Consider the following 26,604-nt stretch of genomic DNA (forward strand, 5'->3'; position numbering starts at 1 on the left):
CACCGGAGCGGTCCCCTCGCGGTCCGTCCTCGCCGAACCCCCACGGTGTCGAGGCGGTGTTACGCATCGACTACGTGGGCGTGTCCGGAGCGAACCGATCCGGTGACGTCGCCGCCCCGGTGGCGAAACACGGCCGACTCAGCCCGCCAGGTGGCCCAGCAGGTCCTGCCGGGTGACCACGCCCTGCGGCTTGCCGTGCACCAGCACCAACGCCGCGTCGGCCTGCTCCAGCACCCGCGCGAGACGCGCGATCGGCTCACCGGAGCCGACCACCGGCAGCGGCACCGACATGAACTTCTCCAACGGGTCGCCCGCCGACGCGCGACCGGACACCAGCGCGTCCAACAGGTCGCGCTCGGCGATCGAGCCGACCACCTCGGCGGCCATCACGTCCGGGTGGCCCGCACCGGGCTTGACCACCGGCATCTGGCTGACCCCGAACTCGCGCAGGATCGCGATCGAGTCGCCGACGCTCTCCTCCGGGTGCACATGCACCAGCGCGGGCAGGTCGCCCTGCTTGCGGGCCAGGATGTCGGCCACGGTGGCCTCGTTCGGGTCCGCGTCCAGGAAGCCGTAGTCGGCCATCCACTCGTCGTTGAAGATCTTGCTGAGGTAGCCGCGCCCGGAGTCCGGCAGCAGCACGACGACCACGTCGTCCGGCCCCAGCTGCTCGGCCGCACGCAGCGCCGCGACCACGGCCATCCCGCACGAGCCGCCGACCAGCAGGCCCTCCTCGCGGGCGAGCCGGCGCGTCATCAGGAACGAGTCGCGGTCGGACACCGCGATGATCTCGTCCGGCACCCCGCTGTCGTACGCGGTCGGCCAGAAGTCCTCACCGACACCCTCGACCAGGTACGGCCGGCCGCTGCCGCCGGAGTACACCGAGCCTTCCGGGTCGGCGCCGACCACGCGCACGCCGCCGTTCGAGACCTCCTTGAGGAAGCGCCCCGTCCCGGAGATGGTGCCGCCGGTGCCGACGCCGGCCACGAAGCAGGTGATCCGACCGTCGGTCTGCTCCCACAACTCGGGACCCGTGGAGAGGTAGTGCGACTGCGGGTTCTCCGGGTTGGAGTACTGGTCGGGCTTCCACGCGCCGGGCGTCTCGCGCACCAGCCGGTCCGAGACGTTGTAGTAGGAGTCGGGGTGCTCGGGGTCGACCGCGGTCGGGCAGACCACCACCTCGGCCCCGTAGGCCCGCATGACATTGATCTTGTCCATGCTGACCTTGTCCGGGCAGACGAACACGCACTTGTATCCCCGTCGCTGCGCCACCATCGCCAGCCCGACTCCGGTGTTGCCGGAGGTGGGCTCGACGATCGTGCCGCCCGGACGCAGCGCGCCCGACTGCTCGGCCGCGTCGATCATCCGCACGGCGATCCGGTCCTTGACCGAGCCGCCGGGGTTGAAGTACTCGACCTTCGCCAGCACCGTCGCCGACAACCCCGAGGTGACGGAGTTGAGCTTGACGAGGGGGGTGTCCCCGATCAGGTCGAGCATGGATTCGTGGTACCGCACGGAACCTCCGCCATGAGTGCGCATCAGCCGGGGCCGGATGGCCCAAAATCCTCACATTGCGCTAACTTCTCCCAGCCTAGTCCGCGCTTTCGCGCCGGACACGACACTGCGGCTTCGACCCGCGCCCACGCCGCGCGCCCCGCCGCGCCCTCGGCTGTCCGCCGACGAACCTGACGGTCGGTTAGGGTCGGCGTGGAGTTCGCGACGGGGAGGAGCCCGAGGTCTTGTACACGACGGCCGGCCGCGGTGCCCGGCGATGATGCGCACTCGGATGGCCCGCCGGGTGGCGGCCGCCGCGGCCTTCGGTGGCGGCGGCGTGGGAGTGCTGACCGGGGCGATGTTCGCGGTGTTGTACACCGAGGCGAAGATGGCCCGTCGTACGGTGGGCGAGCCGGACGGCGAACCGCCCACCGCCGACGGGATGTACGGCGATCTGCCGGGCGAGCCGATCACGTTCGCGGTGATAGGCGACTCCACCGCCGCCGGCCTCGGCGTCGAGGACCCGATGCAGACCCCCGGCGCGTTGCTCGCCTCCGGCCTGGCCGCCGTCGCCGAGGTGCCGGTACGACTGGTCAACGTCGCGCTCTCCGGCGCGCAGTCCTCGGACCTGGAGCGTCAGGTCACCCGCGCCCTCGAACACGAGCTCGACGTCGCGATAATCATGATCGGCGCGAACGACGTCACCCACCGGATGCGCCCGGCCGAGTCGGTGCGCCACCTCGAACAGGCCACCCGCCGGCTGATCGCCTCCGGCGTCGAGGTCGTCGTGGCCACGTGCCCCGACCTGGGCACGATCGAGCCGATCGCCCAGCCGCTGCGCTACCTGGCCCGACAGTGGAGCCGCAACCTGGCCGCCGCGCAGACCATCGCCGTGGTCGAGGCGGGCGGTCGTACCGTCTCGCTCGGCGCGTTGCTCGGGCCCGAGTTCCTGGCTCGGCCCAAGGCGATGTTCGGTCCGGATCGTTTCCACCCCTCGATCGAGGGCTACGCGACCGCCGCGATGGCCTCGTTGCCGTCCCTGTGCGCCGCGTTGGACCTGTGGCCGCTGGACGAGGTGAGCCCGGACAGCTTCCGCGGCGAGGGCGTGCTGCCGATCGCCCAGGCCGCGATCGAGGCCGCCGCCGAGGGCGGCACGGAGGTGACCGGCACCGACGTCGGCGGGCGCGAGCGCGGCCCGCGCGGCCGGTGGGCACTGCTGCGCCACCGCCGCCGGCAGCAGATCCCGACCCCCGCGACGGTGGAGCCGGATGCCGAGCCGGATGCCGGGCCGAACGACGCCGCCGAGAACGACGCGAAGGTCGAGCGGCGCGCGCCGACCCCGTTCGAGGACGCCCGGGGTAATGTGGCGGATGAAATCTGACTGGGCGTCAGTTATGGCGTGGGGCAGGTCGCACGACCCGCCCCTCCCACTTTTGGCTACCAGGCAGTAACTTCAGCGTCAGTTGCGCTTCCGCACCGACGAGAGTCCCTCCGGGGTCCTCGTACCGACGGCCGCAAAGACCAACAAGGAGTCCCGATGCCCGAAGCAGTCATCGTCGCCACCGCCCGCTCCCCGATCGGTCGCGCCTTCAAGGGTTCCCTGAAGGACCTGCGGTCGGACGACCTGACCGCGCTCATGGTCCGCGCCGCCCTGGACAAGGTCCCGGCACTGGACCCCAAGGACATCGACGACCTCATGCTCGGCTGCGGCCTGCCCGGTGGCGAGCAGGGCTTCAACATGGGTCGCAACGTCGCGGTCATGCTCGGCTACGACCACCTGCCCGGAACCACCATCACCCGCTACTGTTCGTCGTCCCTGCAGACCACCCGGATGGCGATGCACGCGATCCGCGCGGGCGAGGGCGACGCGTACATCTCCGCCGGCGTCGAGATGGTCACCAGCACCCGCGGCAAGGGCAGCAGCGACTCGATCCCGGACACCAAGAACCCGCTCTTCGCCGAGGCCGCGACTCGCACCACCGAGACCGTCGAGAAGGGTTCGACGTGGGTCGACCCGCGCGAGCAGGGCCTGCTCCCTGACGTATACATCGGGATGGGCTTCACCGCCGAGAACCTGGCCCAGCACAAGGGCATCTCCCGGGCCGAGCAGGACGAGTTCGCGGTCCGCTCGCAGAACCGCACCGAGCAGGCGATCGCCGACGGCTTCTGGGCCGAGGACATCACCCCGGTCACGCTCGCCGACGGCACGGTGGTGAGCAAGGACGACGGCCCGCGCGCGGGCACCACGCTCGAGGGCATCTCCGAGCTCAAGCCGGTCTTCCGCCCGGACGGCACGGTCACCGCGGGCAACGCGTGCCCGCTCAACGACGGCGCCGCCGCGGTCATCGTGATGTCCGACACCAAGGCGCGCGAGCTGGGCCTGACCCCGCTGGCCCGGATCGTCTCCACCGCCGTGTCCGGCCTGTCGCCGGAGATCATGGGCTACGGCCCGGTCGAGGCCTCGCGGATCGCGATGGCCCGAGCCGGCCTGACCTCGGCCGACATCGACCTGGTGGAGATCAACGAGGCGTTCGCCGCGCAGGTCATCCCCTCCTACCGTGACCTGGGCTTCGACCTGGACAAGGTCAACGTCAACGGCGGCGCGATCGCGATCGGCCACCCGTTCGGGATGACCGGCGCGCGGATCACCAGCACGCTGATCAACTCGCTCCGGTGGCACGACAAGCAGTGGGGCCTGGAGACCATGTGCGTCGGCGGCGGCATGGGCATGGCCATGGTGCTCGAACGCCTGAGCTGACCCGGCCCACCGGCCCGGCCCGGTACCCGCGCGAAGCCCGTCCGGACAACCCGGGCGGGCTTCGCCGTACGTTCACCCGACCGGTCGGTCCAAGGTTCCACCCGGTCGGGACGTCACGCTCTGGCGGCCGGCCGCCGACGGCGCGACCCTGGATGAAGGAGCTGTTTTCTCGGGTTGGCCAAGGGTTGCGGATCACGTCATGCCGAACGCCTACATCGTCCCCGTCCTGATCACCGCCGCATGCGCCGTCGCAGTGGCCACCGTCGTGCGCCGACTGGCCCGGCGACGCCGTGCCCGCGCGACTGCGGAGATCTGGGACCAGGTGTTCGTCGATCATCTCTTCCGTAGCCGGGACGCCGAGCGACCACCGCTGACCGTTCCCGGGACCGGGGCCGAGGACTTCTCCGACCCGGACGACGACGCGACCGGCCGGCGTCCGCACCCGTCGGAGAACCTGACCCCGCTGCTGCCCACCCACCTCACCGGCGGCTACCTGACCGGCCTGATCGCCGGCGCCACCCCGATCACGCGCGTGCGCACCGGCTCGCCCGGCGGCGCCGGCGGACTGGACGTGCTCGACTTCGCCGACGGCAGCTCGCTGGTGGTGATGCCGGGCGACCCGGAGGCCGCGGCGCTGATCGACGTCGCGCTGTCCCATGGCCTGCCGGTGCGCCTGCTCGGCACCTCCGAGATCGGCGGCGGCTGGGCACTGACCTTCGGCACGGACGAGGACACCACGTACGCACTGGCCGACCGCCTGTACGTCCGGCCGCCGGCTTAGGGCCGGTCCGGCGGCTCTCGGTGGCCTCGCGCCCCGCCCCGCTCAGATCGCCGCCGACAACTCGCGCACCATCTCCCGTGCCCGACGCACCACGTCGCCGGCCGTCGTCGGCTCGCCGTCCTGCAGGATCAGCGCGTGCTCCTCGGCCAACGGCCCCAGCGCCGAGGCGAGATCGCCGGAGGTGACCGCGACCTGATCGCCCACCACGAACACACCCAGATCCGGGATCTCGCGCAGCGGCTCGCCCTCGACCGCGGCCGCGAGGTCGGCCAGACACTGGGCCAGCGCGAGGGCCGCGCCCGCCCGGCTCGGCGAGGTCTCCTGACGGGCGGTCAGCGGCGCCTTCAACCGGGCCTCGGACAGGTGCCGGAGTCGATCGGCGACCGCGCCGGACTCCTTCACGAAGGGGCCCACGTCAACCGTGAGGGAAACGGACGGTTTCCCGACCGGGGGGATGGGGATGCGGGACGACATAACCGGAGCGTACCCAGTGCGCACACCGCGTGCGGGTCGGCTTCGACCGCTTGCCAACCGTTCGCCCGTCATGCACGCTCGGGTAACGGAACGCTCACCGGAGGCGCTTATGTCCTTGCACTTCTCCGAAGAGACCCACCGGAACCTCGTGGCCCGGGTGCCCGTCTGCACCGGCCGCGAACTCCCCGACTGGTTCAAGGAAATCGAGGCCGGTCCGGCCTTCTCCCGGTTCGAGGACCGGGTCTCCTGGCTCCAGGGCGAGCACAACCTCGGACATGGGCACGCCCTCGCCATCGTCCGCGAGCACGACCGTCGCCGGCACGCGCCGGGCGGGGTCAGCTGATCCCCCGCCCCGCGGCCGCCGCGCCACCGATCCACCGTCGAAGACCCCTGCCACGCTGACCACTCTCGACTCCGCAGATCTCCGCGCATACGCGCATACGCGAAAGTGGCGGTGCCCCTACCCGGGGCACCGCCACTTCGCGCTTCACTTCGGGCCGTCATACGGCGCCGAGTCAGTCCCGCAGGATCGACAGCAGGCGCAGGACCTCCAGGTAGATCCACACCAGGGTCACGGTCAGACCGAATGCGGCCCGCCACGACTCCTGCTGCGGCACGCCCTGGGCGACCAGTTGTTCGATCTCGTTGAAGTCGAGCGACAGGAAGAAGGCGCCGATGAGGATGCCGAGGATGCCCATCACGATGCCGATCGGACCGCTGCGCAGGCCGAGGCCGTCGCCGCCGGCAATCAGAATCGCGAGCAGGTTGACGAAGGTGAGGAGCACGAAGCCGATTGCGATCGCCATGCCGATCCGCACATAGCGGCTCGTCACCTTGATCCAGCCGGACTTGTACGCCACCAGCACACCGACGAAGACGGAGGCCGTGCCGAGCACCGCCTGCACCACGATGCCGTTGTACTGCTGCTCGAACGCATGGCTGATCGCGCCGAGGAACACGCCTTCGAGTGCGGCATAGGTCAGCACCAGGGCGGGGCTGACCTCACGCTTGAAGGTCACGATCATCGCGACGACGAACGCCGCGAGCGCCGCGCCGACCGCCCAGCCGAAGTTCTCGAACGGCAGGAAGGCCCACGAGAGCGCGCCGGTGACGACCACGGTCAACAACGTCATCGCGGTACGCGCGACCACGTCGTCGATGGTCATCCGGCCGGTCTGGAGCGGACCGGCGGACTGCGCGCGGTACATCTCCTGAAGCTGCTCGGGGGTCATCGGCTGCATCGGCGGCGGCTGCGGCCCGCCGTACGGGGCGCCCTGCGGCCCGGGCTGCGGCGCTCCGTAACCGGCCTGCTCCTGCCGGCCGGTCTCGAACGCCCCCCGCCGCGTGAGCACCGGGTTGCTGCTCCTCATGTCATCTCCTCCATGCCCCCTGGTGGGGGTCGTGGCTTAAGAGAGTAATCCCCGAGCAAAGCGCTCAGGGCTTCCATCCTTCCCCCACAACGTGCGCGGACACGGGATTTGTGCCCGTGGTCACTGTCCGGTCATAAAAAGTCGGATGGAATCCATCGTAAAGCCGATCGCTGTTAGCACGGGAACACCCTGCGCTATTCGCGAGTGAGGGTGGCCCGCGGGCCCGGGAGATCATCCGGTTGGTGGTCCAAGCCACCGAGGGCCCACTGTCGCGGGTCCGCGACGATGCGGCGTTCTTGCAGGTCAACCGCAATTTCGAGTTGTCCCCGGAGCGGGACTCGAACCCGCACGACCTTGCGGCCAAGGAGGTTTAAGCTCCTCGTGTCTGCGTTCCACCATCCGGGGGCGATGCTGAGCGTAGCGGCCTCGGCGCACCGTGTTGACCCCCAGCGTTTCGAGGGCCCGCGGACCCCTTTCGCCGGTCTGTTCGATCGCGGAGAGCGACGAAAGGCGACCCGTCCGCATGCATAACGGATGATGCCGAATGGGCGTTTTGGGGCGAGTGAGCAGGGGACATCCCGCATTCGGCCGCCGAACCCGGGTAGGACCCGGGGGTCGAGAGTCCGCTCGGATCGACCGTCATCGCGATGATCGTGGTCGCCGGTCCCGGATCCTCGCCACCCGGCACGGACGGAGTGCGTACGCCACCCCGCATCGGATCCGATCCCGACGAAAGAGGTCTCCTGTGACCGCCACCGAACCCAGCGCGGGCATCGAGACGAACAGCGCGCTCGCCGCCGTCGCCACCGATCTGACCAAGGTCTACGGCACGGGTGAGACGCGGGTGATCGCGCTCGACGGCGTCTCGGTCGGATTCCGGCGCGCCGAGTACACCGCGATCATGGGCCCCTCCGGGTCGGGCAAGTCCACGCTGATGCACTGCATCGCGGGCCTGGACTCGATCTCGGCGGGCTCGGTCCGGCTGGGCGACGTGGAGTTGTCCTCCCTGAACGACAAGCAGTTGACCCTGCTGCGAAGGGAGAAGGTCGGCTTCGTCTTCCAGTCGTTCAATCTGCTGCCGACGCTGACCGCGCTGGAGAACATCACGCTGCCGATGGACATCGCGGGTGTGAAGCCGGATCGGGCGTGGCTGGACAACGTGATCGAGACGGTCGACCTACGGAACCGGCTCAACCACCGCCCGAGCGAACTGTCCGGTGGTCAGCAACAACGTGTGGCGTGCGCCCGCGCGCTGGCGAGCAAGCCGGAGATCATCTTCGCCGACGAACCGACCGGCAACCTGGACTCGCACTCGGGCGCCGAGGTGCTCGGCTTCCTGCGCCGCTCGGTGCGCGAAAGCGGGCAGACGATCGTGATGGTCACCCACGACCCCAACGCGGCGTCCTACGCGGACCGAGTGCTCTTCCTCGCCGACGGCAAAATCGTCGACGAAATGCACGCCCCCACCTCGGACTTGGTCCTCGAACGCATGAAACGCTTCGAAGCCGCCCGAACCTCCTGAAACCACCCCACACACCGCCTCCAGGCGCGTCAGCGCCCCGACCGCGCCCACCCCGCCAATCGACGCGCGAGCCGCGGAGACCGGCCGAGCCGCAAGCCCGACCCCGAAACGCCCACCCCCGGCGCGTCAGCGCCCCCGACCCGCGCCCACCCAAGTGATCGACGCGCGAAGCGCGGAGAGCGGCGGAGCCGCAAACTTCGACTTCGTGGCCCGGAGCGAAGCGCAGGGACACGAAGTCACGAGCGAGGGGCCGCTTTTTTCTCGGAGGAGCGAAGCGGGGGAGAGAAAAAAGTGGTGCCTCGCGAGCCGGCGACGAAGTCGCCCAACAAAGGAGCCCGGCACGCACGAGTGCGTACCGGGCTCCAAGGCAAAAGCTAACCCTTGGCCGCAGGCTCGACCGCAGGACACGGCGCCGGCAGCGCCGCCACGGCGAACTCGTCCCGAGGATGCTCCATCGCCCCGAGCGAGACGATCTCCCGCCGGAAGAACGCCGACAGCGTCCAGTCGGCGAACACCCGGAACTTCCGGTTGAACGTCGGCACCATCGCCCCGTGGTACGTACGGTGGAACAACCAGGCCGGCAGGCCCTTGAGCCGCAGCTTGCCGAACATCACCGCAACGCCCTTGTGCAGGCCCAAGCCCGCAACCGCACCGAGGTTCTTGTGCTTGTACTCCTTCGGCGGGAACCCACGCATCACCGAGACGACGTTGTCGCCCAGCACCCGCGCCTGCCGCACCGCGTGCTGCGCGTTCGGCGGGCACCAGGCACCCTCGCCCGCGGCGAGGTCCGGCACCTGCGCGTTGTCGCCGGCGGCGAACACGTTGTCCATGCCGACCACCTGAAGGGTGGTGCGGGTGTCGACGTGGCCACGCGGGCCGAGCGGCAGACCGTACTCCGACAACACCGGGTTCGGCTTGACGCCCGCCGTCCACAGGATCGTGGAGGCGTCGAACTCGACGTCGTTGGAAAGCACGCAGTGCTTGTCGACGCAGGACTTGAGCGACGTCTCCAGGTGGAACTCGATGTCCCGGGCCTTGAGGCGCTCCAGCGTCCAGGCGCCGAGCTCCGGGCCGACCTCGGGGAGGATGCGGTTGGCCGCCTCCACCATCACAAAGCGCATGTCCTCGCGCTTGAGGTTCTTGTAATAGCGCACCGCGTCGCGCGCCATGTCCTCGACCTCGGCCAGCGCCTCGATACCCGCGAAGCCGCCGCCGACGAAACAGAAGGTCAACGCCTTGCGGCGGATCTCCTCATCGGTGGTGGAGTCGGCCAGGTCGAGCTGCCCGAGCACGTGGTTGCGCAGCGCGATGGCTTCTTCGATGGTCTTGAGACCGATGCCGTTCTCGGCCAGACCGGGAATCGGGAAGGTCCGCGATATCGAGCCGAGCGCGATGACGATGTAGTCGAAGCCGAGCTCGTAGGACTCGCCCGCGAGCGGCTCGACGAGCGCGACCTTGCGGTCGTGATCGACGGAGGTGACCCGGCCGTTGACGATCTCGGCCTTGGGCAGGACACGGCGCAGCGGCACCACGACATGGCGCGGTGAGATGCTGCCGGCGGCCGCTTCCGGGAGGAAGGGCTGGTAGGTCATGTACGACCGCGGGTCGACGACCGTGACGGTCGCTTCGCCGTAGCGCATCTTCTTGAGGATGCGCTGCGCGGCGTACAGACCAACGTAGCCGCCGCCGACGATAAGGATGCGAGGGCGATCCGTGTTGCTCATGTTTGGAAGTATCCACCGATCGAACCCGCCGGTGCTTTGAGGCCGCGCGCAGTACCGAACGGGCCGTCTGGTACCCTTCGTCCTTTTGCTTGTGCATTTGTGCACGGTGTGCCGTCGAGGAAGATCCACTCGACCTGATTCGGCCGGCTTGTCCACCGACCCGGTCCCGATGACCTGCGTCGATCCTGCCGGAGGCACCCGGGGACGGCGCAATGTGATCTCCACCTCGAACCGGCGGCGACCACCACGTTCGAAGGCAGTACTCCCACCCGGGCGGCCTATCAAGAGGAAAACGGCCCCACATGGCCAAGTTTTGCCTCGCCGGCCATGTGAAGGGATTCACAAACTTTTCCCCGCGTCCGAACGTTGGACATCGCTCCTTGGTTCCCGTCGGCCCAGGTTCGAGACGCCGAGTTCGTTATTCTCGTCGTCGAGGTCGGCGACCGCCGCGACGTCCACCGAAGCCTCCGACCCTTCGCACCGGCCCATGGCGGTGGGCCAGGGTCGGGCCGGCACGGGTGCCCCACCGCGTCGGAGACTTCCACCAGGGACCGGGCGATCCCGTCCGACCCTGCCCGCAAAGGGCTACTCGCCCTCGGGCTCGGGGTCCTCCGCCAAAGACCAGGCGATTCCGTCCAAAATGTCGTGTTCGCTGACCACGACCTCGGTCAGGCCGGTGCGTTCCATGATCGTGCGCAGTACCAGGGCGCCCGCGCCGATCACGTCCACCCGGCCCGGGTGCAGTACCGGAATGGCCGCCCGTTCGGCGTGCGTGCTCGCCAGGAGGCGGGCGGTCACCGCGCGGACCTGGTCGAGGGTCAGCCGCGCGTGGTGGATGGTCGTCGAGTCGTACTCGGGCAACTCCAGCGTGATGCCCGCGACCGTGGTCACCGAGCCGGCCAGGCCGACCAGGGTCCGGGCGCGATCCATCGGGACCACCTCCGCGGCCCGGGCGATCGCGGCCTCGACATCGGTGATCGCGGCGGCGATCTGATCCTGCGTCGGCGGGTCCGCGCGCAGGTGCCGCTCGGTCATCCGGACGCAGCCGATGTCCACCGACCGGGCCGCCTCGGGTCGATCGTCGCCCAGTACGAACTCGGTGGACCCGCCGCCGATGTCGACCACCAGGTACGGCGTCTCGACGGCGCCGGTCCCGGCGATTTCCCGGGTGGCCCCGGTGAAGGACAGCGCGGCCTCCTCGTCGCCGGAGATCACCTCGGGCTCCACGCCCAGGATCTCGCGCACACCGGCCCGGAACACATCCCGGTTCTCCGCGTCGCGGCTCGCGCTGGTGGCCACGAAACGCACTCGCTCGGCGCCCAGTTCGTCGATCGCCTTGGCGTACTCGCGGCACGCGGCGAAGGTGCGCTCCAACGCCTCGGGCGCCAGCCGGCCGGTCTTGTCGACGCCCTGGCCGAGCCGGACGATCTGCATCCGGCGGTCCAGGTCGACCAGCGTCCCGGCGGCCGGGTCCAGGTCGGCGACGAGCAGGCGGATGGAGTTGGTGCCGCAATCGATCGCGGCGACGCGTCGGGTCATCGGGACTCATCCTCCGGGGCTGCGGCGTCGGACTCGGCCGGCTTGTCCACACACACGCACGGGCCCTTGGCCCACCACTTGGGCAGCGCGTCCAGCGTCTCGTCGCCGAGCGGGTTGACGCCGCGCCCGGCGGCCAGCGCGTGGCCGGCCAGCACGTGCAGGCACTTGACCCGATCCGGCATGCCGCCGGCCGACGGGAAGCCCTCCAGTACCTCGATGGCGTCCCGGCGCGCGATGTAGTCCTCGTGCGCGGCGGCGTAGCGGGCCGCGAGGTCCTCGTCCTCGGCCAGGCGCACGCTCATCTCGCGCATGACGTTGTTCGCCTCGAGCGTGCCGATCGCGGACGCCGCCCGCGGGCAGGTCAGGTAGTACAGCGTCGGGAACGGCGAGCCGTCCTCCAGGCGCGGGGCGGTCTCCACGACGTCGGGCAGCCCACACGGGCACCGGTGTGCGACGCCGCGCAGACCACGCGGGGTACGGCCGAGCTGCGCCTTGACGGCGTCGATGTCGTGCTGATCCATAAAGGAAAGTATTCCTGCTTCGCCGAGTGACTCGGACCGACGTTCGATCCGGGTGCCGTTGCGGCCGCGCTCGACGCGCGGGGATCCGCCGGCTACCCGATCGACGCGGCCGGCGTCTTCGTGGGTGTGGGTGTCGCGCTCGGGGTCGGCACGCCGGCCCGGTCCACGTCGCGCGTGGAGTCCCACAGACCGCGGTACCAGGGCGGCGGACCGGCCTGGGCGGGCGTGGGCGGCGCCGGGTTGCCGAGCTCGCCCGGCTGCGGCACCACCAGATAGGCGGTATCCCCCGGGTAGACGAAGTGCAGCCGCTCGCGCGCCTGTTGGCGGACGTACGCCGGGTCGTTCCAGCGCTCCAGGTCGGACCGCATGCGTTCGGTCTCGGACTGCTGCTTGCGGGTGCTCTCGCGCAGGTCGTCCACCTCGGCCCGCTGGTCCAGGTACTGCCGCAGCGGGTACACCAGCGCGACGGCCAGGCTCAGCACCACCAGGGTCAACACGATCCACCTGCCGCCGCCGCGCCGGCGCAGCCGACCCAGGCTCGCCGCCGCGGCCGAGTCCTTGATGGACCCGACCGCGGCGACGACCTTCGGTTTGCCCGATGCCGCCGGACGGTCACCGCGGGCCTGACGCGGCGGCGCGACGGCCCGGGACGCGCGGGCGGCCCTGCTCGGAGCGGCCGTCCTACGGCCCCCCTCGCGCTGCTCGCTCACGCGTCCTCCCGCCGTTCCGTCGATTCGGCGCCGGCGGTGTTCCGCTCGACCCGGTGTCAGCCGTCGAAGCGCGGGAACGCGCCGCGGCCGGCGTACTCCGCCGCGTCGTCGAGGATCTCCTCGATGCGCAGCAGCTGGTTGTACTTCGCCACCCGCTCCGAGCGCGCCGGGGCGCCCGTCTTGATCTGGCCGCAGTCCGTGGCCACCGCGAGGTCCGCGATCGTGGTGTCCTCGGTCTCACCGGACCGGTGACTCATCATGCACCGGTAGCCGTTGCGGTGGGCGAGCGACACGGCGTCCAGGGTCTCGGTCAGCGTGCCGATCTGGTTGACCTTCACCAGGAGCGCGTTGCCCGCCTTCTCGTCGATGCCGCGCGCGAGCCGCTCCGGGTTGGTCACGAACAGGTCGTCGCCGACCAGCTGGACCTTGTCGCCGAGCTGCGCGGTCAGCGCGACCCAGCCCTCCCAGTCGCTCTCGTCCAGCGGGTCCTCGATCGACACGAGCGGGTACGCCTGGACCAGCTCGGCGTAGTAGGCCGACATCTCGGCGGAGGTCTTCTTGGCGCCCTCGAACACGTACGCGCCGTCCGAGTGGAACTCGCTCGCGGCCACGTCCAGGGCCAGCGCGATGTCGGAGCCCGGGGTGTAGCCGGCCATCTCGATCGCCTCGACGATCAGGTCGAGCGCGGCGCGGTTGCTCTCCAGGTTCGGCGCGAAGCCGCCCTCGTCGCCGACGCTGGTGGCCAGACCGCGGGCCTTGAGCACGGACTTGAGGCAGTGGTAGACCTCGGTGCCCCAGCGCACCGCCTCGGCGAAGGTCTCCGCGCCGATCGGCGCGATCATGAACTCCTGGATGTCCACGTTGGTGTCGGCGTGCGCACCACCGTTGAGGATGTTCATCATCGGCACCGGGAGCACGTGCGCGTTCGGGCCGCCGAGGTAGCGGAACAGCGGCAGGTTCACCGATTCGGCGGCGGCGTGCGCGACGGCGAGCGAGACGCCCAGGATCGCGTTGGCGCCGAGCTCGGCCTTGTTCGCGGTGCCGTCCAGGTCGATCATCGCCTGGTCGATCAGCCGCTGGTCGTCGGCCTCGGTGCCGGCGATCTCCTCGTAGATGCGCTCGTTGACCGCGTCGACGGCCTTCTGCACGCCCTTGCCGCCGTACCGGGTCTCGTCGCCGTCACGCAGTTCGACGGCCTCGAAGGCGCCGGTGGAAGCGCCGGACGGCACGGCGGCACGGCCCGAGCTGCCGTCGTCGAGGACGACCTCGACCTCCACCGTGGGGTTCCCTCGGGAGTCCAGGATCTCCCGGGCGTGGATGACGTCGATGGACGGCACGAGTTTCTCCTTGATCAAGGGGCACGCTGGCTCTGCGTCGCCAGCCTAGTAGGAGCCCGCCGCACGGTTCGCCCGGGAACGGGTAGCTGTGGGCAACCATTCGGTGACGCGCACTCGAACGAATTCGCTAGGGTGACGCTCGGTCGAGGGGCGGGGGCGTACACGTGACCGAGTCGGAGCGCGGGGGCGCGGGGACGGCGGGGGCCGAGCAAATGGCGGGCGTCGCCGGGGGCCCGGGACGTCCGGAGGACCCAAGGGCCGCTTCGCCGCTGGAGCGGGAGATATCCCGGTTGCTCGCGGGCGAGGGCGATCCGCCCGCGCTGTTGGCCGCGCTGCTCGCGGCCCGGCTGTACTGCGAGCGGACGGACCAGGTCGGTTTCGCGGCGATCGGACCGCCCGGTGGCGGGGTCGTGCCGGTGTTCACCTCCGAGGAGCAGTTGGCACTGTTCGTCGGCGAGTCGTGCGACTGGTTCGCCACAGGGGGCGGGGACCTGCTGCGGTTGCTGCCGGCGGGTTACGACATCGCGGTGGACCTGGCCGGCCCGCAGCCGGTGCGGCTGCGGGCGAGTCTGTGGAACGGCGAGCCGGAGACGGAGGCCACGGGTGGGTGACGACGGATTCAAGGTCGACAGCGCGTTCGTGCGCGGGGCGAGTACCGAGTTGATCGACGCATTGCTGGTCGCCCGGGAAATCGCCCAGAAGCAGCAGCCGTTGCAGGCGCAACTGGCGGCGCTGCAAAAGCACTACTCGTCGCCGTACCAGGCCGGCGAGATCGACGACCCCGAAGCCCGATCAACACCTATTCCACTCGGAGATTACGAGCGATCCCTGCGACTACTGAATGGCGGACGGGTCGATCAAACCGTCGTACGAACCAAGTGATCCCATCACACAGACCGACGAGGAAATTTGTGTCCCCTGAAATCTTGCCGACGCTCAGCCTATTCGGCAAAGTAGCCTGGGGCGGCTTTCCGTCAGGCCGCAATCCAAATACAGAGAGATGGCGCCTGGTCTTTTTGGTATGGCGATATGAAAATGCCCCGACAAACGTTACTGATATTTTTCGGCGCACCATCGCAGCCATTGACGACCTGGAATTGGCGTGGTCCTTCACCACATCTTGGGGTCGAAATTGGACTCTGGCTCCCACGGTGGCCCTGGAACTAGCGAAAGAAGTATCTCGCGTGGAGGCCTCGCGTATCCTTCAGGAGCAGAACCAGGATCTGTGCGAAAAATCGAACCGCGACATCACCCGAATCATGACCACCTTGCAAGAACTCAAGGAATCTTGACCCATCACATGGCTCCGAGTTCGACCCAAGAGTCAGCGTGGTAACGGCGCTTGATCACTCCACTGGTTCTTCGAGGCTGCGCCCTTCGAAATGCCCGCCACCATCGCTGGCATGGTGCAGCTCGACTAGGAGCTGGCTGGCCGATCATGTGACTGTCGTCTGGTCGAATCGTTACCCCGTGTATGGGGCGGGGTGAAAGCGGTAATCTGTCGGACGTCGGGCAGGCCTGTAAGAAGCCTGACAGCGTCGCGTTCGACAAGGCCTACAGCAACGGTCCTTGCCGCCGATACCTGCGGCGACGCGGCATCCGGCACACGATCCCGGAGAAGGCCGACGCTGCCGGACGGCTGACGCAACGCATCAACGGCGCTGGGGAAGTGATCATATACAGCCGGGACGCGTTGGGCAGGATGACTGCCGAAGTACACGCCGCCACCGGCCGTGAGACCACCCATCAATACAATGCCGCCGGCTATCTGATTCGAGCCACCAACGCGGATGTGGACCTCATTTTCACGCGAGACGCACTCGCGCGTCAGGCCGTGGGTGACCGGCCCGAGCAGGTCGATGCCGTGGTTGTCGCGTGCGTCGATGACCTGCTCGGCGGTGACGTAGGCGCTGTCGACGAGGTGCTCGGCCGGGCTCAGATCGCGCCGGGCGAGGCTGTGGTGGACCCGGTTGGTGGTGTCGATGTCCGCCTCGGTGGCCGGCACCGTTGCGACGTAGGTGATCAGGCGCGGGCCGTCCTCGTCGCAGGTCTCGGTGAGTTGGGCCTTGCCGGTCCACCCGACGCCGCGCTTGGTGCAGTAGCGGGCGTCGAGATCGTAGGGCGAGACGATGGCGGTTCCGCTCGGAGGGCGACCGTGTTCCTTCCCGTCACGCCAGTGCAGACCGTCCGCGTCCAGGTGGTATTGCTGGACCCAGACCTGACGCCGTGCCCGCACCGCCAGCAGAGCGCGGACGATCTCCGGGGCGCCGTCGCGGAGGGATTCGGTCAAGACCCGGATGCCGTCCCGCCCGAAGACGAGGGCCAGATCGGCACGTTCGTTCTCGGTCTTGGGCAACCGGTAGGCGTCCACGCTCGGACCGTGGCGGGTGAACCAGTCCTTCAGAGCCCATTCCAGCAGCCAGCCCGGGACGGTGGCGGCGATCCCTTCCAAGGCGGCCCGCAGCGTTTCGCCGACCAGTTCCAACCGCTGCAGCGTGCGGATCGCGCCGAGCACCACGGTGGAGTCGGTGCGTTGCCGCCCGCCGGGTGCGGCCCAACCTGCCGCCTTCAGCCGGCCCAGGACGGCTTCGAACAGCAGCGCCTCCGCGGATCCGCTCTCCGCGAGACGGCCACGGAACTCCGAGAGAACCGAGGCGTCGAAGCCGGGATCCCCCAACTCCAGGCCCAGCAGGAATTTCCAATCCAACCTTCCACGCACCGCGTCGGCCGCCTGACGGTCCGTCAAACCCTCGGTGAACTGCAGCACGCTGATCAGTGCGAGCCGTCCCGGAGGCACCGACGGACGGCCGCGGTCGGAGAAGAGCACCATGAACCGCTCGTCGGCGAACACCTCGCCCAGCAGGGTGTCGGCTCAGGCGACTTCCACACCCACGACCAGCACAACCACTTCTCAGGCAAACCCGCCGACCTTCAGGGTTGACCGGTTTCCACACGGACCGCCCGAGCGGGCAGCGCCCTCTACGGGCGCTGCCAGGAACGCTTGGTACTCGATCGGGCGAAAGTCGTACATCGTCGGGTAACCACCCGTTACGTTTCGATGACGGATGGTGGTGATCATCGCTGGAAGGTAATCGCCTCTACTCCGTCCGCCATGAACGCAGCGACCCGACCGAAAGGCAACGCCATGGGCCCGGCGCATCCTCACGCCCAAGCATGCCCGAACTGTTCGTCTCCGAGCGGTGATCCCGACACGACGCCCAACGTGTGCCGAGAGATGTGGGTGGCGACCGTCCTCGACGATCCGGGAGTCACGCGCAAGCTGCTGCTGATCGCGCTGTTGCTCGGCACCTCCGCGAGGGCCGACGGGACCGGCATCCTCGTCACGGACGCCATGCTCGTCGGCGATAGTGGCTTCCCTCTTTCGACGGTTTGTTCCGCTCTCGACACGCTCCAGCAGCGCGGACTGCTGCTCCAGGTGCACCGCGGCCATCAACTTGACGACGGCGGCCACGCAGTCAGCGAGTACGCCCTGCTGATGCCCTGACGCACTGCCACGGCCTCAAGCACAGACTCGCTTCGACTCGCGGTGAGCAACGGTTGAAAGCTCGAACTCGGCTCCTTGGGCGTGCGGTTCGCCGAGGATGCGCGTCAGCCCGGCAGGCGTGTTCGCCGGCCTTGCCGGTGACGGAGCGTCAAAAAACAGTTGGTCGCTCGATCGGGTGAAAGCTGGGCATCGGCGGTTAAACGGCTATTACGGTTCGACTACGGAAAGCGGCGATCACCCCTCAGAAGGTGATCGCCGCTAGTCAACCCGCTGCAAGCACAGCGAACCAACCGAAAGGCAACGCCGTGACACCGGCGCATCCTCAGGCACAAGCATGCCTGAACTCTCCCTCTCCGACCACCGATCCCGCCACGATTCCCCCATATGCGCGGCGCGCCAGGTGGCAGGAGGTCATTCGCGATGATCCGGGGATTGAGCGCACGCTGCTGATGTTCGCGTTGCTGCTCTCCACGTACGCGCGGTCCGACGGCACCGGCATCCGGCTCACGCACGCCAGACTCGCCCGCGACTGCGGCTTCCACCTCTCCACGGTCCGCCGCGCATTGGAGCACTTGCAAAAGCGCGGACTGTTGCTTCAGGTCCACCGTGGCCACCGCCTCGGGGACGGCAACTCCTCGCTCAGCGAATACGCCCTGCTCCTGCCCTCAACGGCTCTTCCGGATGGGCCGTTGAGCGCAAACTCAGCCGCTCACCGGGATGAGCCGTTGAGCCGTTCGTCGGACACGACCCGCAGGCGCTCAACCGCTCACCACAGCGCCTCAACGGTTCACCTGGATGAGCCGCTCCCTGTAGTTACCTCTATCAGGGAGGGAACGGGGTCTCCCCCCACTCCCTCCCGCGCGAGCCCGCCGGACAACGCGTCGTTCCGAGCGGCGAAGGTGCTGGTCGAACAACTCCCGCCCGAGTCGCACGAATTCCTGATGCCCGGTCTGCACCGCGTCGCCCTCAAGCTCGCCCAACGCGCCGATCGAGGCGTCCTGATCCACGACCTCGCGGACACGATCCGCACCCGCGGACCACTCACCGGCCCCGGAATCCGCTCACCGCTGGCCGTCCTCCTGTACCGCCTCGACGAGGCAATCGAGATACACACCACCATGCGCGAGACGTTCCGCCGATCCATGAGCGGAGACCCGACACCCACCCCGACGCCACCCACTTGCGGCTGCAAGGGCGGTTGGCGCGGCGAGGACCACGAAGGCCGCCCGATCCCGTGCACAACCTGCAAACCGCGCTACGGCGGCACGTTGGCGCCGCTGTTCTGACCACGACCGCCGCCCCGGCCCGGTGCGCCGGTCAGCGGCCGCGCGCACCCTTGAGAGTCTGCACCAGCGTGGCCCAAGACGCGGAGGAGACGCAGAAGTGGCCTCGCTCATGGGATTCACTGTCCCGCACGGCGGTGGCAGAGGGAGTGGGCGCCACTTCAACGCAGGTATTCGTGTCGGTGGCGGACGAGTAGGAGGAAGTTCGCCACGCAAGCGCGTTCGCAGTCATGCCAGGTCTCGCAATCGTTGCTCGATGACCTTCTTCGTGTCCTCTGGAGACAGAGTATGGCCCCGGAAATGGTTCAACAGCCGCTGGCAGCGGCGTACTTCGACCGCGCCGTCCTTGATCTCCAAGCCACGCATGTGTTCCACCGGTACGCCCCCGGCGACCACCGCCAGTAAAGCGCAGGGACTCACGCGGGGTCCGCTGGGCCCCGTTTGTCCTCAACGTGGACGAAGACACGGCGTGCGGCGCTCGCGGAGACCGCACGCGGCTTTCGCACCGGCTGGGGCGAGGGGCTGATCAAGGCTTCCGACGCCGCCCGTGGCTCGAACGGACCGCATAATCCGGCCACTTCTGGTTTGCTGGGGTCACCCGTGTCCACCCGCAGCCGGAAAGGCCCTGCACTGCCGTGGAGTTGATGGCGATTGTTCTGATGTCCGGAATCGGCGGAGGCGTACTCGTCCGCGCCGGTCGGGTGGCTCGTATGTATGAACTAGCGGTCTGGCGGCGAGGGTTGCCACTTGCACTCGGGTTGATCGGGGTCGCCATGAGCCTGATTCAGGCCGAGGATGTCGTGCTCGTCGCCGCGTTGATCGCCTTGCCGTGCTACGTGGCCTCGGCGTTGTTCGCGCAGGCGGAGATCCACCGGGAGGCCGACGAAGCGCTCCAAGGCCGAGCCGGCCGAGTCGGCTGACCCGGCGTCACGACCCCCGCCCGAACGGGCAGCCTGCCCTCACGACCCCGGGCCCGGCCCCAACCCGAAGACCCGCCAGCGCTTCGGGGTGACCACGCCCAGGCTCGTGCCCTCGCGGGAGAGCGGGCGGCGCTGCTGCGCCAGGCCCTCCTCGCCCAGGATGTGCCGCATGGCGAACTCCCAGCGCTCCTGAGCCCACTCGTCCTCGCGCATGGCCACCTCGCCCCACACGATGACGTGCGCGATGTCGCCGTCCCGCGCCATCGACAGGCACACGCGCGGGTCGTGCTCCAGATTCGCCTTCTTGGTGCGGCCGGTGAGGCTGAGGTAGAGATACTCGTCGTCGTACGCGAGCATCACGGGCGTCACGTGCGGCTCCCCCGTCGGGGTCACCGTGCCCACGTGCACCCAGTGCTCCGGATCGCCGAGCATCGCGTCCAGAGCCGTCCTCAGTTCGGGGTCGATCATGGAGGATCCGCCTTTCGCAGCACAGGGGCCTCATGGCCACCGTACTGCGCCCTTCACCCCACCGGTCACGTGAATACCGCCCACGACGTATACGGGAACCGTCTAGAAGTCGTCCGGATACGGCGCCGACAGCACCTCGACCCCGGCCGGCTCCGGCGTGATGTAGCCCGGCAGCAGCTCGGACAAAAGCGCGCGCACCGCCTTCGTATCGTTGATGGCCGCCGCGTCGTACAGCTCCGGCAGCCGCACCACCGCGTCCAGGGCCTGCCCCGGCGGCACGGTCGCCTGGATCCGCCGATGTTCGGTGGGCAGGCGCTCCTCGGTGGTCGAGAACAGCGCCTCGTTGAGCTTCTCGCCCGGCCGCAGGCCGGTGAAGCGGATCGGCACGTTCGGCAGGTTCACCTGTTCGGCGAACTTGTGCACCAAGTCCACGATCCGCACCGGTTCGCCCATGTCGAGCACGAAGATCTCGCCGCCCTGGGCCATCCGGCCGGCCTCCAGGACCAGTCCCACGGCCTCCTCGATCGTCATGAAGAACCGGGTGACGTCCGGATGGGTGACGGTGACCGGGCCGCCCGCGCGCAGCTGTTCGGCCAGTACGGACAGCAGCGAGCCGCGGCTGCCCAGCACGTTGCCGAACCGGACACCTGCGAACACCCCCGGCGCCTGCGTGTTCGCCTGCACGATCAACTCGGCCAGCCGCTTGGTCGCCCCGAGCACCGAGACCGGGTCGGCCGCCTTGTCCGTGGAGATCAACACGAAGCGCTCGACCCCCACGTCGAGCGCCGCCCGGACCAGGTTCTCCGTGCCCAGCACGTTGGACTTGACCGCCTCGCACGGATGCCGCTCCAGCAGCGGCAGGTGCTTGTGCGCCGCGGCGTGGAAGACCACCTCCGGCTTGAGATCGTGGAAGAGCTGCTCGATCCGCGGGCGATCCCGGATGTCCGCGATGACCAGCGTCTCGTCGTCGAGCAACGCCTCGCCCCACACATCGAGTTGCAGACGATGCAGGTTGGACTCGTCGTGGTCGAGCATGTACATCCGGCTCGGCCCGAAGCCGTATACCTGTCGGCACAACTCGCTGCCGATCGAGCCACCCGCGCCGGTGATCAACACCCGGCGGCCCGCGATCACTTCGCGCACCGACGCCGAGACCACGTGCAGTTCCTGCCGACCGATCAGCCGGTTGACGTCGAGCATGCGCATGTCGCTGCCGACCACATCGCGCCGCAACGCGACCAGGAAGGAAGGCAGATACCGCACGGCGGCGCCGACTGCGGCGGCGCCGGCGGCCACTTTGCGAAAATCCTCGTGCGGAAGCCCCGGGATGGCCAGTACGACCACCTCGATGCCATGCTCCAATGCCACGTCGGTCAGGGCGGCCAGGCCGCCCAAAACCGGAAGCAGATGTTGTGGATTGTCCGCGTCGGCGACCCGGATCCCGTCCTTGTCGGGGTCGTCGTCGAGAAATCCGATCGGACGCAACCCGAATTCGGGTGTCCGCAACAGATCTCGCGCCAACGCGCTGCCCGCCGACCCGGCCCCCACGACCAGGGTCCGCAGACCCGCTCCCGAACTGTCCGTCGCTGCTGAACTCCGACCCATCAAGCCCCCCTCGGTCAGGTGCAGCGTGATCGGCATCGGATCGTGCACCGACCACACGCGGCATCGACACGCCGGTGCGGATGAGCGCCCCCATCGCACCACGCCCACCCCGGCGGTCGTACGCGACTGCCCCAATTGCCCCACGACCCCGATGGCCCCACAGTCCGCGTCGTCACTTGCGGCCCAGGCGCATCGCATGGACCAACAGCCGCGCAGACAACCACCGGCACTCCGGATTCAGCGTACGGCCCACTCTCGGCCCCCGCCGCGGTTTTGCCCAAACACCCGCAACTTCGCCTTTTCCGTGTCCGCAAGGGATCACGCCGTGATCGTCGGGGGTTTCCCAGCCCGGCTCCCTGCCGTCATCCCACCGTGCCCACCCACCGCACTCCCCGAGGTGGGCACGTGTCGAGTCGCCCGGCAGGCCCCGATCGATCCCGCGATACGACGCATCACCGCCGCGATACGACGAATCGGCCCCACCCGCGACAATCGCGAATGGAGCCGACCCGAAAACCGTGCCGTATCAACTCTGTTCGACCGTGCTCACCCGATCAGTCCACCACCGGCGGAGCCGTCGAGCGGTCGCCCACCCACGTCTGCTCCTCCTCGTGCAGGTAGTCCGCGCGCTGCCGCCGGTTGCGCTCGTCGCGACCGCCGCCCGCGCCCATCCCACCGCCACCGCCGCGCATGCCTGCGCCGCGACCGCCGCCGACCTGGCTGCCCGCGCCCGCTCCGGCCCGGCCGGCCAGGCCGCTGCCGCCGGAGGAGAACTGGCCCGAGGCGCCCGCGGTGCGCGAGGTGCCACCGACCACGCCACCGCTCTGCCCGGTGAACCGCCTACCGCCCGCACCGCCGCGCGGACCGGTGCCGCCGCCGGGGTTGTTGTGACCGCCGCCACCGCCGGTCGGGCCACGCTCGGTCGGCCGACCCCCGGTGAGACCTTCGGTGTTCGAGGTCGCGTTGGGGCCGCGCCGGCTGTCCAGCGGGTTCGAGGTCAACTGCGCCTTGGAGCCACCGGACTTGCCGCCGGGCGGGAAGCCGCCCGTCTTGCCGCCGGGGAACATCGGCAGGCCGTTGGGCAGACCCTGGGGACCGCTGCCGCTGGGCAAAGGGCCGATCGGGCCCTGCCCCGGACCCATCGGACCGGGGTCGGGCAACGTCGCGGGGCCGTTCTGGAACGGGCCGGTGCCGAGCAGGCCGGTGTCCTTCGGCGACACGTACCCGCCACCACCACCGCCGACCGAACCGACGCCGCCCGGACCGCCCGAGCCGTCGGACCCGTCGATCAGATTCTCGCCACCGCGACCCGTGGGACCGTGGCCGGGGATCAGCGTCCCGCCGTCCTTGTCCACGGTGGCCTTGACCGTCGAGTTGTTCGTGGTCCGACGACCGCCGTTGGTCGGTCCGCCGCCACCGCTGTGCGAAACGGTCGGCAACGCGGGCAACGGCGGGAAGTCGATCGCCGGCGCCTTGGCCAGCGTCTCGGTGGTCACCGTGTAGGTGCTGCTCAGGCTCTCCATCCGGCGGATGGCTTCCTGGCGCGCCTTCTCCAGCTCGGTCTTGGCCGAGGCCACCATGGCCTTCTTGTCCGGGGTGTCCCCCGGCTGGCAGACCAGCCGCTTCTCGCCGTTGCTGTCCACGATCAGCTTGGCGTTCGCGGGCACCTCCGGCATGGTCAGCAGCGCGAAGCTCAGCTCGCTGCCCGCGTGGTCCATCGCGGTACCGACCTTGCCCGAGTGCTCGGCGAACTTGCGCGTGGCGACCATGACCTTGCCGGTCCACTCACGAAAGCTCTCCGCGGACTTCCCGGTCCACTCGAGACGACTGATCCGCGTCTCCAGTGCCGTCGTCAGCGTCTCCAGCGTTTCCTTGGCATCGAGCAACGCCTTCCCCGATGCCGTCAGTTCGACGGGTCGTGCGCCGTCGATCATGCCCTTCAGCGCTTCGTGCGAAAACTCCTCGAAGTTGGTGGGTCCACTTCCCCACCCGCCACCGCCACCGCCGGCATCCAGCATGTCGTCACCCCGTCCCCGTAGTTCCCGTCACGTCGAATCTCGAGCCGCTCAGGGCTTCTTCGCCGGCGGTGCGGGAGCCGGCGCGTTGTTCGCGTAGTCCTCTTGCAGAGACTTGTACTTGGCGGTGAACTCCGCCTCGTTGCCCTCGTACGTGCCCTGCACGTACTGGACGGTCATCTGCATCGCCTCGATCTGGCGCTTGAGCTGCGTCGACAGATCGATCAGCTCCTGGCGTATGCCGACGTACGCCGACCACAGCCGGATCGCTTCCCCGAAATTGCCCGACGCGTCCAATTCCACGCGGTTGTCGACCAACTTGTGTGGTGCCGCGGTGGACGCGTCCAAGTCGTCCAGCGCGCGCTGGACGTCCTTTTGGAACTGCACCATCGATTCCAGCCCGACGGACAACGCCTGCATGTCCGACGAGGAAACCCCCGTGGGTCCACCATCCCCGATATCCGCGATGAGCATCTGCCACACTCCCCCGTGCGTGGAGCCGATACCTCACCCCGTCACCACGCAGCTAGTCATCAACGCGCCGCGCGTTGCCCCGTCCTCCGAGGCGGCGCATCGCGGCACACCCGTATCAGTATCCCCAGACTACATAGCGGATGTGACCGATGGGTACGGGGAGACCCTCACGTCGGACCCGCTCCGGATATCGATGCGATGGATCACCGCAGCGCGCATTGTCCGAAAGATCCGGCGGCAGGCGGCGGGCCGGGACCGGGCCGGGAGACCCGACTTCGACCTGATCTTCGCCGGTCGAAGTCGGGCCCGGTCCTACTCGGTCTCCTCCGCGAGCTCCAGCCAGCGCATCTCCAACTCGTCGCGTTCGTCGCGGATCGCGCGCAGTTCGGCGTCCAGCGCGGAGACCTTGTCGAAGTCGGTGGCGTACTCGGCCAGGCCGTCGTGCACCTTCTTCTCCCGATCGGCCAGCTTGGACAACTGCCGCTCAACCCGCTGGAGTTCCTTCTTCGCCGCGCGGGTGTCGCCGCCACCGCGCCGGGTCGGCGCGGCGGTTGCCCCCGCCTCGACCGCATCCCGACGACGCTTGAGGTACTCCTCGATGCCACCCGGCAACATCCGCAGCGTGCGGTCGCCCAGCAGCGCCAGCACCGTGTCCGTGGTGCGCTCGATGAAGTACCGGTCGTGGCTGACGATCACCAGCGAACCCGGCCAGCCGTCCAGCAGGTCCTCCAGCTGGGTCAGCGTCTCGATGTCCAGGTCGTTGGTCGGTTCGTCCATGAACAGCACGTTCGGCTCGTCCATCAACAACCGCAGCAGCTGCAGCCTGCGCCGCTCGCCACCGGACAGGTCGGAGACCGGCGTCCACTGCTTCTCACCGGTGAAGCCGAACTGCTCGCACAGCTGACCGGCCGTCATCTCCTTGCCCTTGCCGATCTCGACCCGCTCGCGGATCTGCGACACCGCCTCCAGGACCCGCAGTGTGGGCGGGAGTTCGACAACTTCCTGGGAAAGGTAGGCGAGCTTGACGGTACGACCGACCACGACCTTGCCGGCGGCCGGCTGCTTCTCCTCGTACGCCGCGTCCTTGAGCGCGCGCAGCAGCGAGGTCTTGCCCGCACCGTTGACCCCGACCAGGCCGATCCGGTCGCCCGGACCCAGGTTCCAGGTCAGGTGCTCCAGCAGCGTCTTGGGACCAGCCTCGATCCGCACGTCGAGCAGTTCGAAGACGGTCTTGCCCAGCCGCGCGTTGGCGAAGCCGCGCAGCGCCAGGGTGTCGCGCGGCGGCGGCTCGTCCGCGATCAGCTCGTTCGCCGCCTCGATCCGGAACTTGGGCTTGGAGGTGCGGGCGGGCGCGCCGCGCCGCAGCCAGGCGAGTTCCTTGCGGACCAGGTTCTGCCGCTTGGTCTCCTCGGTGCTTGCGATCCGCGCGCGCTCGGCCCGGGCCAGCACGTACGCCGAGTAGCCACCCTCGTAGTCGTGCACCTTGCCGCCCTGCACGTCCCACGTGCGCGTGCAGACCTCGTCCAGGAACCAGCGGTCGTGGGTGACCACGACCAGCGCGGAGCGCCGGGTCTTGAGGTGGCCGGCCAGCCACGCGATGCCCTCGACGTCGAGGTGGTTGGTCGGCTCGTCCAGGATGATCAGGTCGTGCTCTTCGATCAGCAGCTTCGCCAGCGCGATCCGGCGCCGCTCACCGCCGGACAGCGGGCCGATCACCGAGTCGATGCCGCTCTCGAAGCCGGGCATGGCCAGTCCGCCGAACAGCCCGGTCAGCACGTCGCGGATGCGCGCGTCGCCCGCCCACTCGTGCTCCGGGCGGTCGCCGACGATCTCCTGGCGCACGGTCGCCGCCGGATCGAGGTCGTCCTGCTGGCTCAGGATGCCCAGGCTGAGCCCGCCCACGTGGGTGACCCGGCCGGAATCGACCGGCTCCCGCTGGGCCATCACCCGGATCAGCGTGGTCTTGCCGTCCCCGTTGCGGCCCACGACCCCGATCCGGTCGCCTTCGGCCACGCCGAGGGACACCTCGTCGAGCAGGGTGCGCATGACATACGCCTTGCCGACTGACTCAAGATTGACCAGGTTCGCCATCAGACCGAACCGC

At 69.1% G+C, this 26,604-nt stretch carries 26 protein-coding genes, 1 tRNA gene and 2 pseudogenes; 12 read left to right on the forward strand and 17 right to left on the reverse strand.

From position 1 onward, the window contains the following. Window positions 1–138: 138 nt before the first annotated feature. The gene (locus ABZS54_RS06970) at window positions 139–1,515 is read right to left on the reverse strand and encodes a cystathionine beta-synthase (RefSeq protein WP_355531862.1); all 1,377 of its coding nucleotides are present in this window, start codon (window positions 1,513–1,515) and stop codon (window positions 139–141) included. Window positions 1,516–1,771: 256 nt separating this feature from the next. Here ABZS54_RS06970 and ABZS54_RS06975 point away from each other — a divergent pair, with 256 nt between their 5' ends. The 3 genes from ABZS54_RS06975 to ABZS54_RS06985 all read left to right on the forward strand — a co-directional run bounded on the left by ABZS54_RS06975 (window position 1,772) and on the right by ABZS54_RS06985 (window position 5,033). Beyond that, window positions 1,772–2,875, forward strand: coding sequence for an SGNH/GDSL hydrolase family protein (locus ABZS54_RS06975; RefSeq protein WP_355531864.1), 1,104 nt, complete (start codon window positions 1,772–1,774; stop codon window positions 2,873–2,875). 156 nt (window positions 2,876–3,031) lie between these two features. Further along, entirely contained in the window at window positions 3,032–4,252 is a 1,221-nt protein-coding gene (locus ABZS54_RS06980) for an acetyl-CoA C-acetyltransferase (protein ID WP_355531866.1), read from the forward strand. A gap of 199 nt (window positions 4,253–4,451) precedes the next feature. Next, a complete protein-coding gene (locus tag ABZS54_RS06985; protein WP_355531868.1) occupies window positions 4,452–5,033 on the forward strand; it encodes a hypothetical protein in 582 nt (193 codons plus the stop codon). 42 nt (window positions 5,034–5,075) lie between these two features. Here the strand turns inward: ABZS54_RS06985 and ABZS54_RS06990 are convergent, their stop codons facing one another. Further along, the gene (locus ABZS54_RS06990; RefSeq protein ID WP_355531870.1) at window positions 5,076–5,447 is read right to left on the reverse strand and encodes a hypothetical protein; all 372 of its coding nucleotides are present in this window, start codon (window positions 5,445–5,447) and stop codon (window positions 5,076–5,078) included. Between the two features lie 169 nt (window positions 5,448–5,616). Here ABZS54_RS06990 and ABZS54_RS06995 point away from each other — a divergent pair, with 169 nt between their 5' ends. Further along, complete coding sequence (locus tag ABZS54_RS06995) at window positions 5,617–5,850, forward strand: DUF4287 domain-containing protein (RefSeq protein WP_355531872.1); 234 nt, start codon at window positions 5,617–5,619, stop codon at window positions 5,848–5,850. 172 nt (window positions 5,851–6,022) lie between these two features. On the opposite strand, the gene ABZS54_RS07000 is transcribed toward ABZS54_RS06995, so the two are convergent. Together ABZS54_RS07000 and ABZS54_RS07005 are read right to left on the reverse strand one after the other, a co-directional pair. Continuing rightward, window positions 6,023–6,877, reverse strand: a complete 855-nt coding sequence (locus tag ABZS54_RS07000) for a Bax inhibitor-1/YccA family protein (RefSeq protein ID WP_355531874.1) — start codon at window positions 6,875–6,877, stop codon at window positions 6,023–6,025. A 323-nt stretch (window positions 6,878–7,200) separates the two neighbouring features. Continuing rightward, window positions 7,201–7,282: transfer RNA gene (locus ABZS54_RS07005), tRNA-Leu, on the reverse strand. 340 nt (window positions 7,283–7,622) lie between these two features. On the opposite strand from ABZS54_RS07005, the gene ABZS54_RS07010 reads away from it, so the two are divergent. After that, window positions 7,623–8,399, forward strand: coding sequence for an ABC transporter ATP-binding protein (locus ABZS54_RS07010; RefSeq protein ID WP_355531876.1), 777 nt, complete (start codon window positions 7,623–7,625; stop codon window positions 8,397–8,399). Between the two features lie 374 nt (window positions 8,400–8,773). Here the strand turns inward: ABZS54_RS07010 and ABZS54_RS07015 are convergent, their stop codons facing one another. From ABZS54_RS07015 to eno, 5 genes are all read right to left on the reverse strand, one after another. Continuing rightward, complete coding sequence (locus ABZS54_RS07015) at window positions 8,774–10,123, reverse strand: NAD(P)/FAD-dependent oxidoreductase (RefSeq protein WP_355531878.1); 1,350 nt, start codon at window positions 10,121–10,123, stop codon at window positions 8,774–8,776. A 585-nt stretch (window positions 10,124–10,708) separates the two neighbouring features. After that, window positions 10,709–11,662 carry a Ppx/GppA phosphatase family protein gene (locus ABZS54_RS07020; protein ID WP_355531880.1) on the reverse strand — a complete coding sequence of 318 codons (954 nt, stop codon included), beginning with the start codon at window positions 11,660–11,662 and terminating at the stop codon, window positions 10,709–10,711. Continuing rightward, window positions 11,659–12,183 carry a DUF501 domain-containing protein gene (locus tag ABZS54_RS07025; protein ID WP_355531882.1) on the reverse strand — a complete coding sequence of 175 codons (525 nt, stop codon included), beginning with the start codon at window positions 12,181–12,183 and terminating at the stop codon, window positions 11,659–11,661. Before ABZS54_RS07025 ends, ABZS54_RS07020 begins: the two co-directional genes overlap by 4 nt. 92 nt (window positions 12,184–12,275) lie before the next feature. Further along, window positions 12,276–12,893 (reverse strand): septum formation initiator family protein, encoded by a 618-nt coding sequence (locus tag ABZS54_RS07030; RefSeq protein WP_355531884.1) that lies wholly within the window; start codon window positions 12,891–12,893, stop codon window positions 12,276–12,278. 56 nt (window positions 12,894–12,949) lie between these two features. Continuing rightward, window positions 12,950–14,230 carry a phosphopyruvate hydratase gene (eno, locus tag ABZS54_RS07035; RefSeq protein ID WP_355531886.1) on the reverse strand — a complete coding sequence of 427 codons (1,281 nt, stop codon included), beginning with the start codon at window positions 14,228–14,230 and terminating at the stop codon, window positions 12,950–12,952. A gap of 164 nt (window positions 14,231–14,394) precedes the next feature. Between eno and ABZS54_RS07040 the strand changes: the two genes are divergently transcribed. The 4 genes and pseudogenes from ABZS54_RS07040 to ABZS54_RS07055 form a co-directional block, all read left to right on the forward strand. Then, on the forward strand, window positions 14,395–14,841 hold the full coding sequence (locus ABZS54_RS07040; protein ID WP_355531888.1) for an SseB family protein: 447 nt from the start codon (window positions 14,395–14,397) through the stop codon (window positions 14,839–14,841). Continuing rightward, window positions 14,834–15,112, forward strand: a complete 279-nt coding sequence (locus ABZS54_RS07045; protein WP_355531890.1) for a hypothetical protein — start codon at window positions 14,834–14,836, stop codon at window positions 15,110–15,112. Before ABZS54_RS07040 ends, ABZS54_RS07045 begins: the two co-directional genes overlap by 8 nt. A gap of 29 nt (window positions 15,113–15,141) precedes the next feature. Further along, window positions 15,142–15,522 carry a hypothetical protein gene (locus tag ABZS54_RS07050; RefSeq protein WP_355531892.1) on the forward strand — a complete coding sequence of 127 codons (381 nt, stop codon included), beginning with the start codon at window positions 15,142–15,144 and terminating at the stop codon, window positions 15,520–15,522. 233 nt (window positions 15,523–15,755) lie between these two features. Continuing rightward, window positions 15,756–15,848: pseudogene (locus ABZS54_RS07055) on the forward strand (IS5/IS1182 family transposase); the annotation flags it as partial. 987 nt (window positions 15,849–16,835) lie between these two features. Here the strand turns inward: ABZS54_RS07055 and ABZS54_RS07060 are convergent. Both ABZS54_RS07060 and ABZS54_RS07065 read right to left on the reverse strand, forming a co-directional pair. After that, a pseudogene (locus ABZS54_RS07060) lies at window positions 16,836–17,060 on the reverse strand (transposase); the annotation flags it as partial. A gap of 81 nt (window positions 17,061–17,141) precedes the next feature. Further along, entirely contained in the window at window positions 17,142–17,309 is a 168-nt protein-coding gene (locus tag ABZS54_RS07065; protein WP_355531894.1) for a hypothetical protein, read from the reverse strand. Window positions 17,310–17,465: 156 nt separating this feature from the next. Here ABZS54_RS07065 and ABZS54_RS07070 point away from each other — a divergent pair, with 156 nt between their 5' ends. Next, complete coding sequence (locus ABZS54_RS07070) at window positions 17,466–17,735, forward strand: hypothetical protein (protein ID WP_355531896.1); 270 nt, start codon at window positions 17,466–17,468, stop codon at window positions 17,733–17,735. Window positions 17,736–18,634: 899 nt separating this feature from the next. Continuing rightward, window positions 18,635–19,021 carry a hypothetical protein gene (locus tag ABZS54_RS07075; protein ID WP_355531898.1) on the forward strand — a complete coding sequence of 129 codons (387 nt, stop codon included), beginning with the start codon at window positions 18,635–18,637 and terminating at the stop codon, window positions 19,019–19,021. Window positions 19,022–19,052: 31 nt separating this feature from the next. On the opposite strand, the gene ABZS54_RS07080 is transcribed toward ABZS54_RS07075, so the two are convergent. Continuing rightward, window positions 19,053–19,250: a DUF397 domain-containing protein gene (locus tag ABZS54_RS07080; protein WP_355531900.1), complete on the reverse strand. Its 198-nt coding sequence runs from the start codon at window positions 19,248–19,250 to the stop codon at window positions 19,053–19,055. A 541-nt stretch (window positions 19,251–19,791) separates the two neighbouring features. Between ABZS54_RS07080 and ABZS54_RS07085 the strand changes: the two genes are divergently transcribed. After that, on the forward strand, window positions 19,792–19,938 hold the full coding sequence (locus tag ABZS54_RS07085) for a hypothetical protein (protein ID WP_355531902.1): 147 nt from the start codon (window positions 19,792–19,794) through the stop codon (window positions 19,936–19,938). A 39-nt stretch (window positions 19,939–19,977) separates the two neighbouring features. On the opposite strand, the gene ABZS54_RS07090 is transcribed toward ABZS54_RS07085, so the two are convergent. The 5 genes from ABZS54_RS07090 to ABZS54_RS07110 form a co-directional block, all read right to left on the reverse strand. Beyond that, window positions 19,978–20,406: a pyridoxamine 5'-phosphate oxidase family protein gene (locus ABZS54_RS07090; protein ID WP_355531904.1), complete on the reverse strand. Its 429-nt coding sequence runs from the start codon at window positions 20,404–20,406 to the stop codon at window positions 19,978–19,980. Window positions 20,407–20,508: 102 nt separating this feature from the next. Then, window positions 20,509–22,059 (reverse strand): nucleoside-diphosphate sugar epimerase/dehydratase, encoded by a 1,551-nt coding sequence (locus ABZS54_RS07095; protein WP_355531906.1) that lies wholly within the window; start codon window positions 22,057–22,059, stop codon window positions 20,509–20,511. A 506-nt stretch (window positions 22,060–22,565) separates the two neighbouring features. Continuing rightward, the gene (locus tag ABZS54_RS07100; RefSeq protein WP_355531908.1) at window positions 22,566–24,029 is read right to left on the reverse strand and encodes a hypothetical protein; all 1,464 of its coding nucleotides are present in this window, start codon (window positions 24,027–24,029) and stop codon (window positions 22,566–22,568) included. A gap of 48 nt (window positions 24,030–24,077) precedes the next feature. Then, window positions 24,078–24,500 carry a hypothetical protein gene (locus ABZS54_RS07105; RefSeq protein WP_355531910.1) on the reverse strand — a complete coding sequence of 141 codons (423 nt, stop codon included), beginning with the start codon at window positions 24,498–24,500 and terminating at the stop codon, window positions 24,078–24,080. Between the two features lie 312 nt (window positions 24,501–24,812). Further along, window positions 24,813–26,594, reverse strand: a complete 1,782-nt coding sequence (locus ABZS54_RS07110; protein WP_355531942.1) for an ABC-F family ATP-binding cassette domain-containing protein — start codon at window positions 26,592–26,594, stop codon at window positions 24,813–24,815. Window positions 26,595–26,604: the final 10 nt, after the last annotated feature.

Origin of the sequence: Embleya sp. NPDC005575, from assembly GCF_040605455.1 — a bacterium.
In the GTDB taxonomy this organism is placed as follows: domain Bacteria; phylum Actinomycetota; class Actinomycetes; order Streptomycetales; family Streptomycetaceae; genus Embleya.

Coding starts and splice junctions, on each gene's coding strand:
- ABZS54_RS06975 (WP_355531864.1), top strand. CDS start 1,772: ATGATGCGCACTCGGATGGCCCGCCGGGTGGCGGCCGCCGCGGCCTTC.
- ABZS54_RS06980 (WP_355531866.1), top strand. CDS start 3,032: ATGCCCGAAGCAGTCATCGTCGCCACCGCCCGCTCCCCGATCGGTCGC.
- ABZS54_RS06985 (WP_355531868.1), top strand. CDS start 4,452: ATGCCGAACGCCTACATCGTCCCCGTCCTGATCACCGCCGCATGCGCC.
- ABZS54_RS06995 (WP_355531872.1), top strand. CDS start 5,617: ATGTCCTTGCACTTCTCCGAAGAGACCCACCGGAACCTCGTGGCCCGG.
- ABZS54_RS07000 (WP_355531874.1), bottom strand. CDS start 6,877: ATGAGGAGCAGCAACCCGGTGCTCACGCGGCGGGGGGCGTTCGAGACC.
- ABZS54_RS07015 (WP_355531878.1), bottom strand. CDS start 10,123: ATGAGCAACACGGATCGCCCTCGCATCCTTATCGTCGGCGGCGGCTAC.
- ABZS54_RS07020 (WP_355531880.1), bottom strand. CDS start 11,662: ATGACCCGACGCGTCGCCGCGATCGATTGCGGCACCAACTCCATCCGC.
- ABZS54_RS07025 (WP_355531882.1), bottom strand. CDS start 12,183: ATGGATCAGCACGACATCGACGCCGTCAAGGCGCAGCTCGGCCGTACC.
- ABZS54_RS07065 (WP_355531894.1), bottom strand. CDS start 17,309: ATGATCACCACCATCCGTCATCGAAACGTAACGGGTGGTTACCCGACG.
- ABZS54_RS07070 (WP_355531896.1), top strand. CDS start 17,466: ATGTGGGTGGCGACCGTCCTCGACGATCCGGGAGTCACGCGCAAGCTG.
- ABZS54_RS07080 (WP_355531900.1), bottom strand. CDS start 19,250: ATGACTGCGAACGCGCTTGCGTGGCGAACTTCCTCCTACTCGTCCGCC.
- ABZS54_RS07085 (WP_355531902.1), top strand. CDS start 19,792: ATGAGCCTGATTCAGGCCGAGGATGTCGTGCTCGTCGCCGCGTTGATC.
- ABZS54_RS07090 (WP_355531904.1), bottom strand. CDS start 20,406: ATGATCGACCCCGAACTGAGGACGGCTCTGGACGCGATGCTCGGCGAT.
- ABZS54_RS07100 (WP_355531908.1), bottom strand. CDS start 24,029: ATGCTGGATGCCGGCGGTGGCGGTGGCGGGTGGGGAAGTGGACCCACC.
- ABZS54_RS07105 (WP_355531910.1), bottom strand. CDS start 24,500: ATGCTCATCGCGGATATCGGGGATGGTGGACCCACGGGGGTTTCCTCG.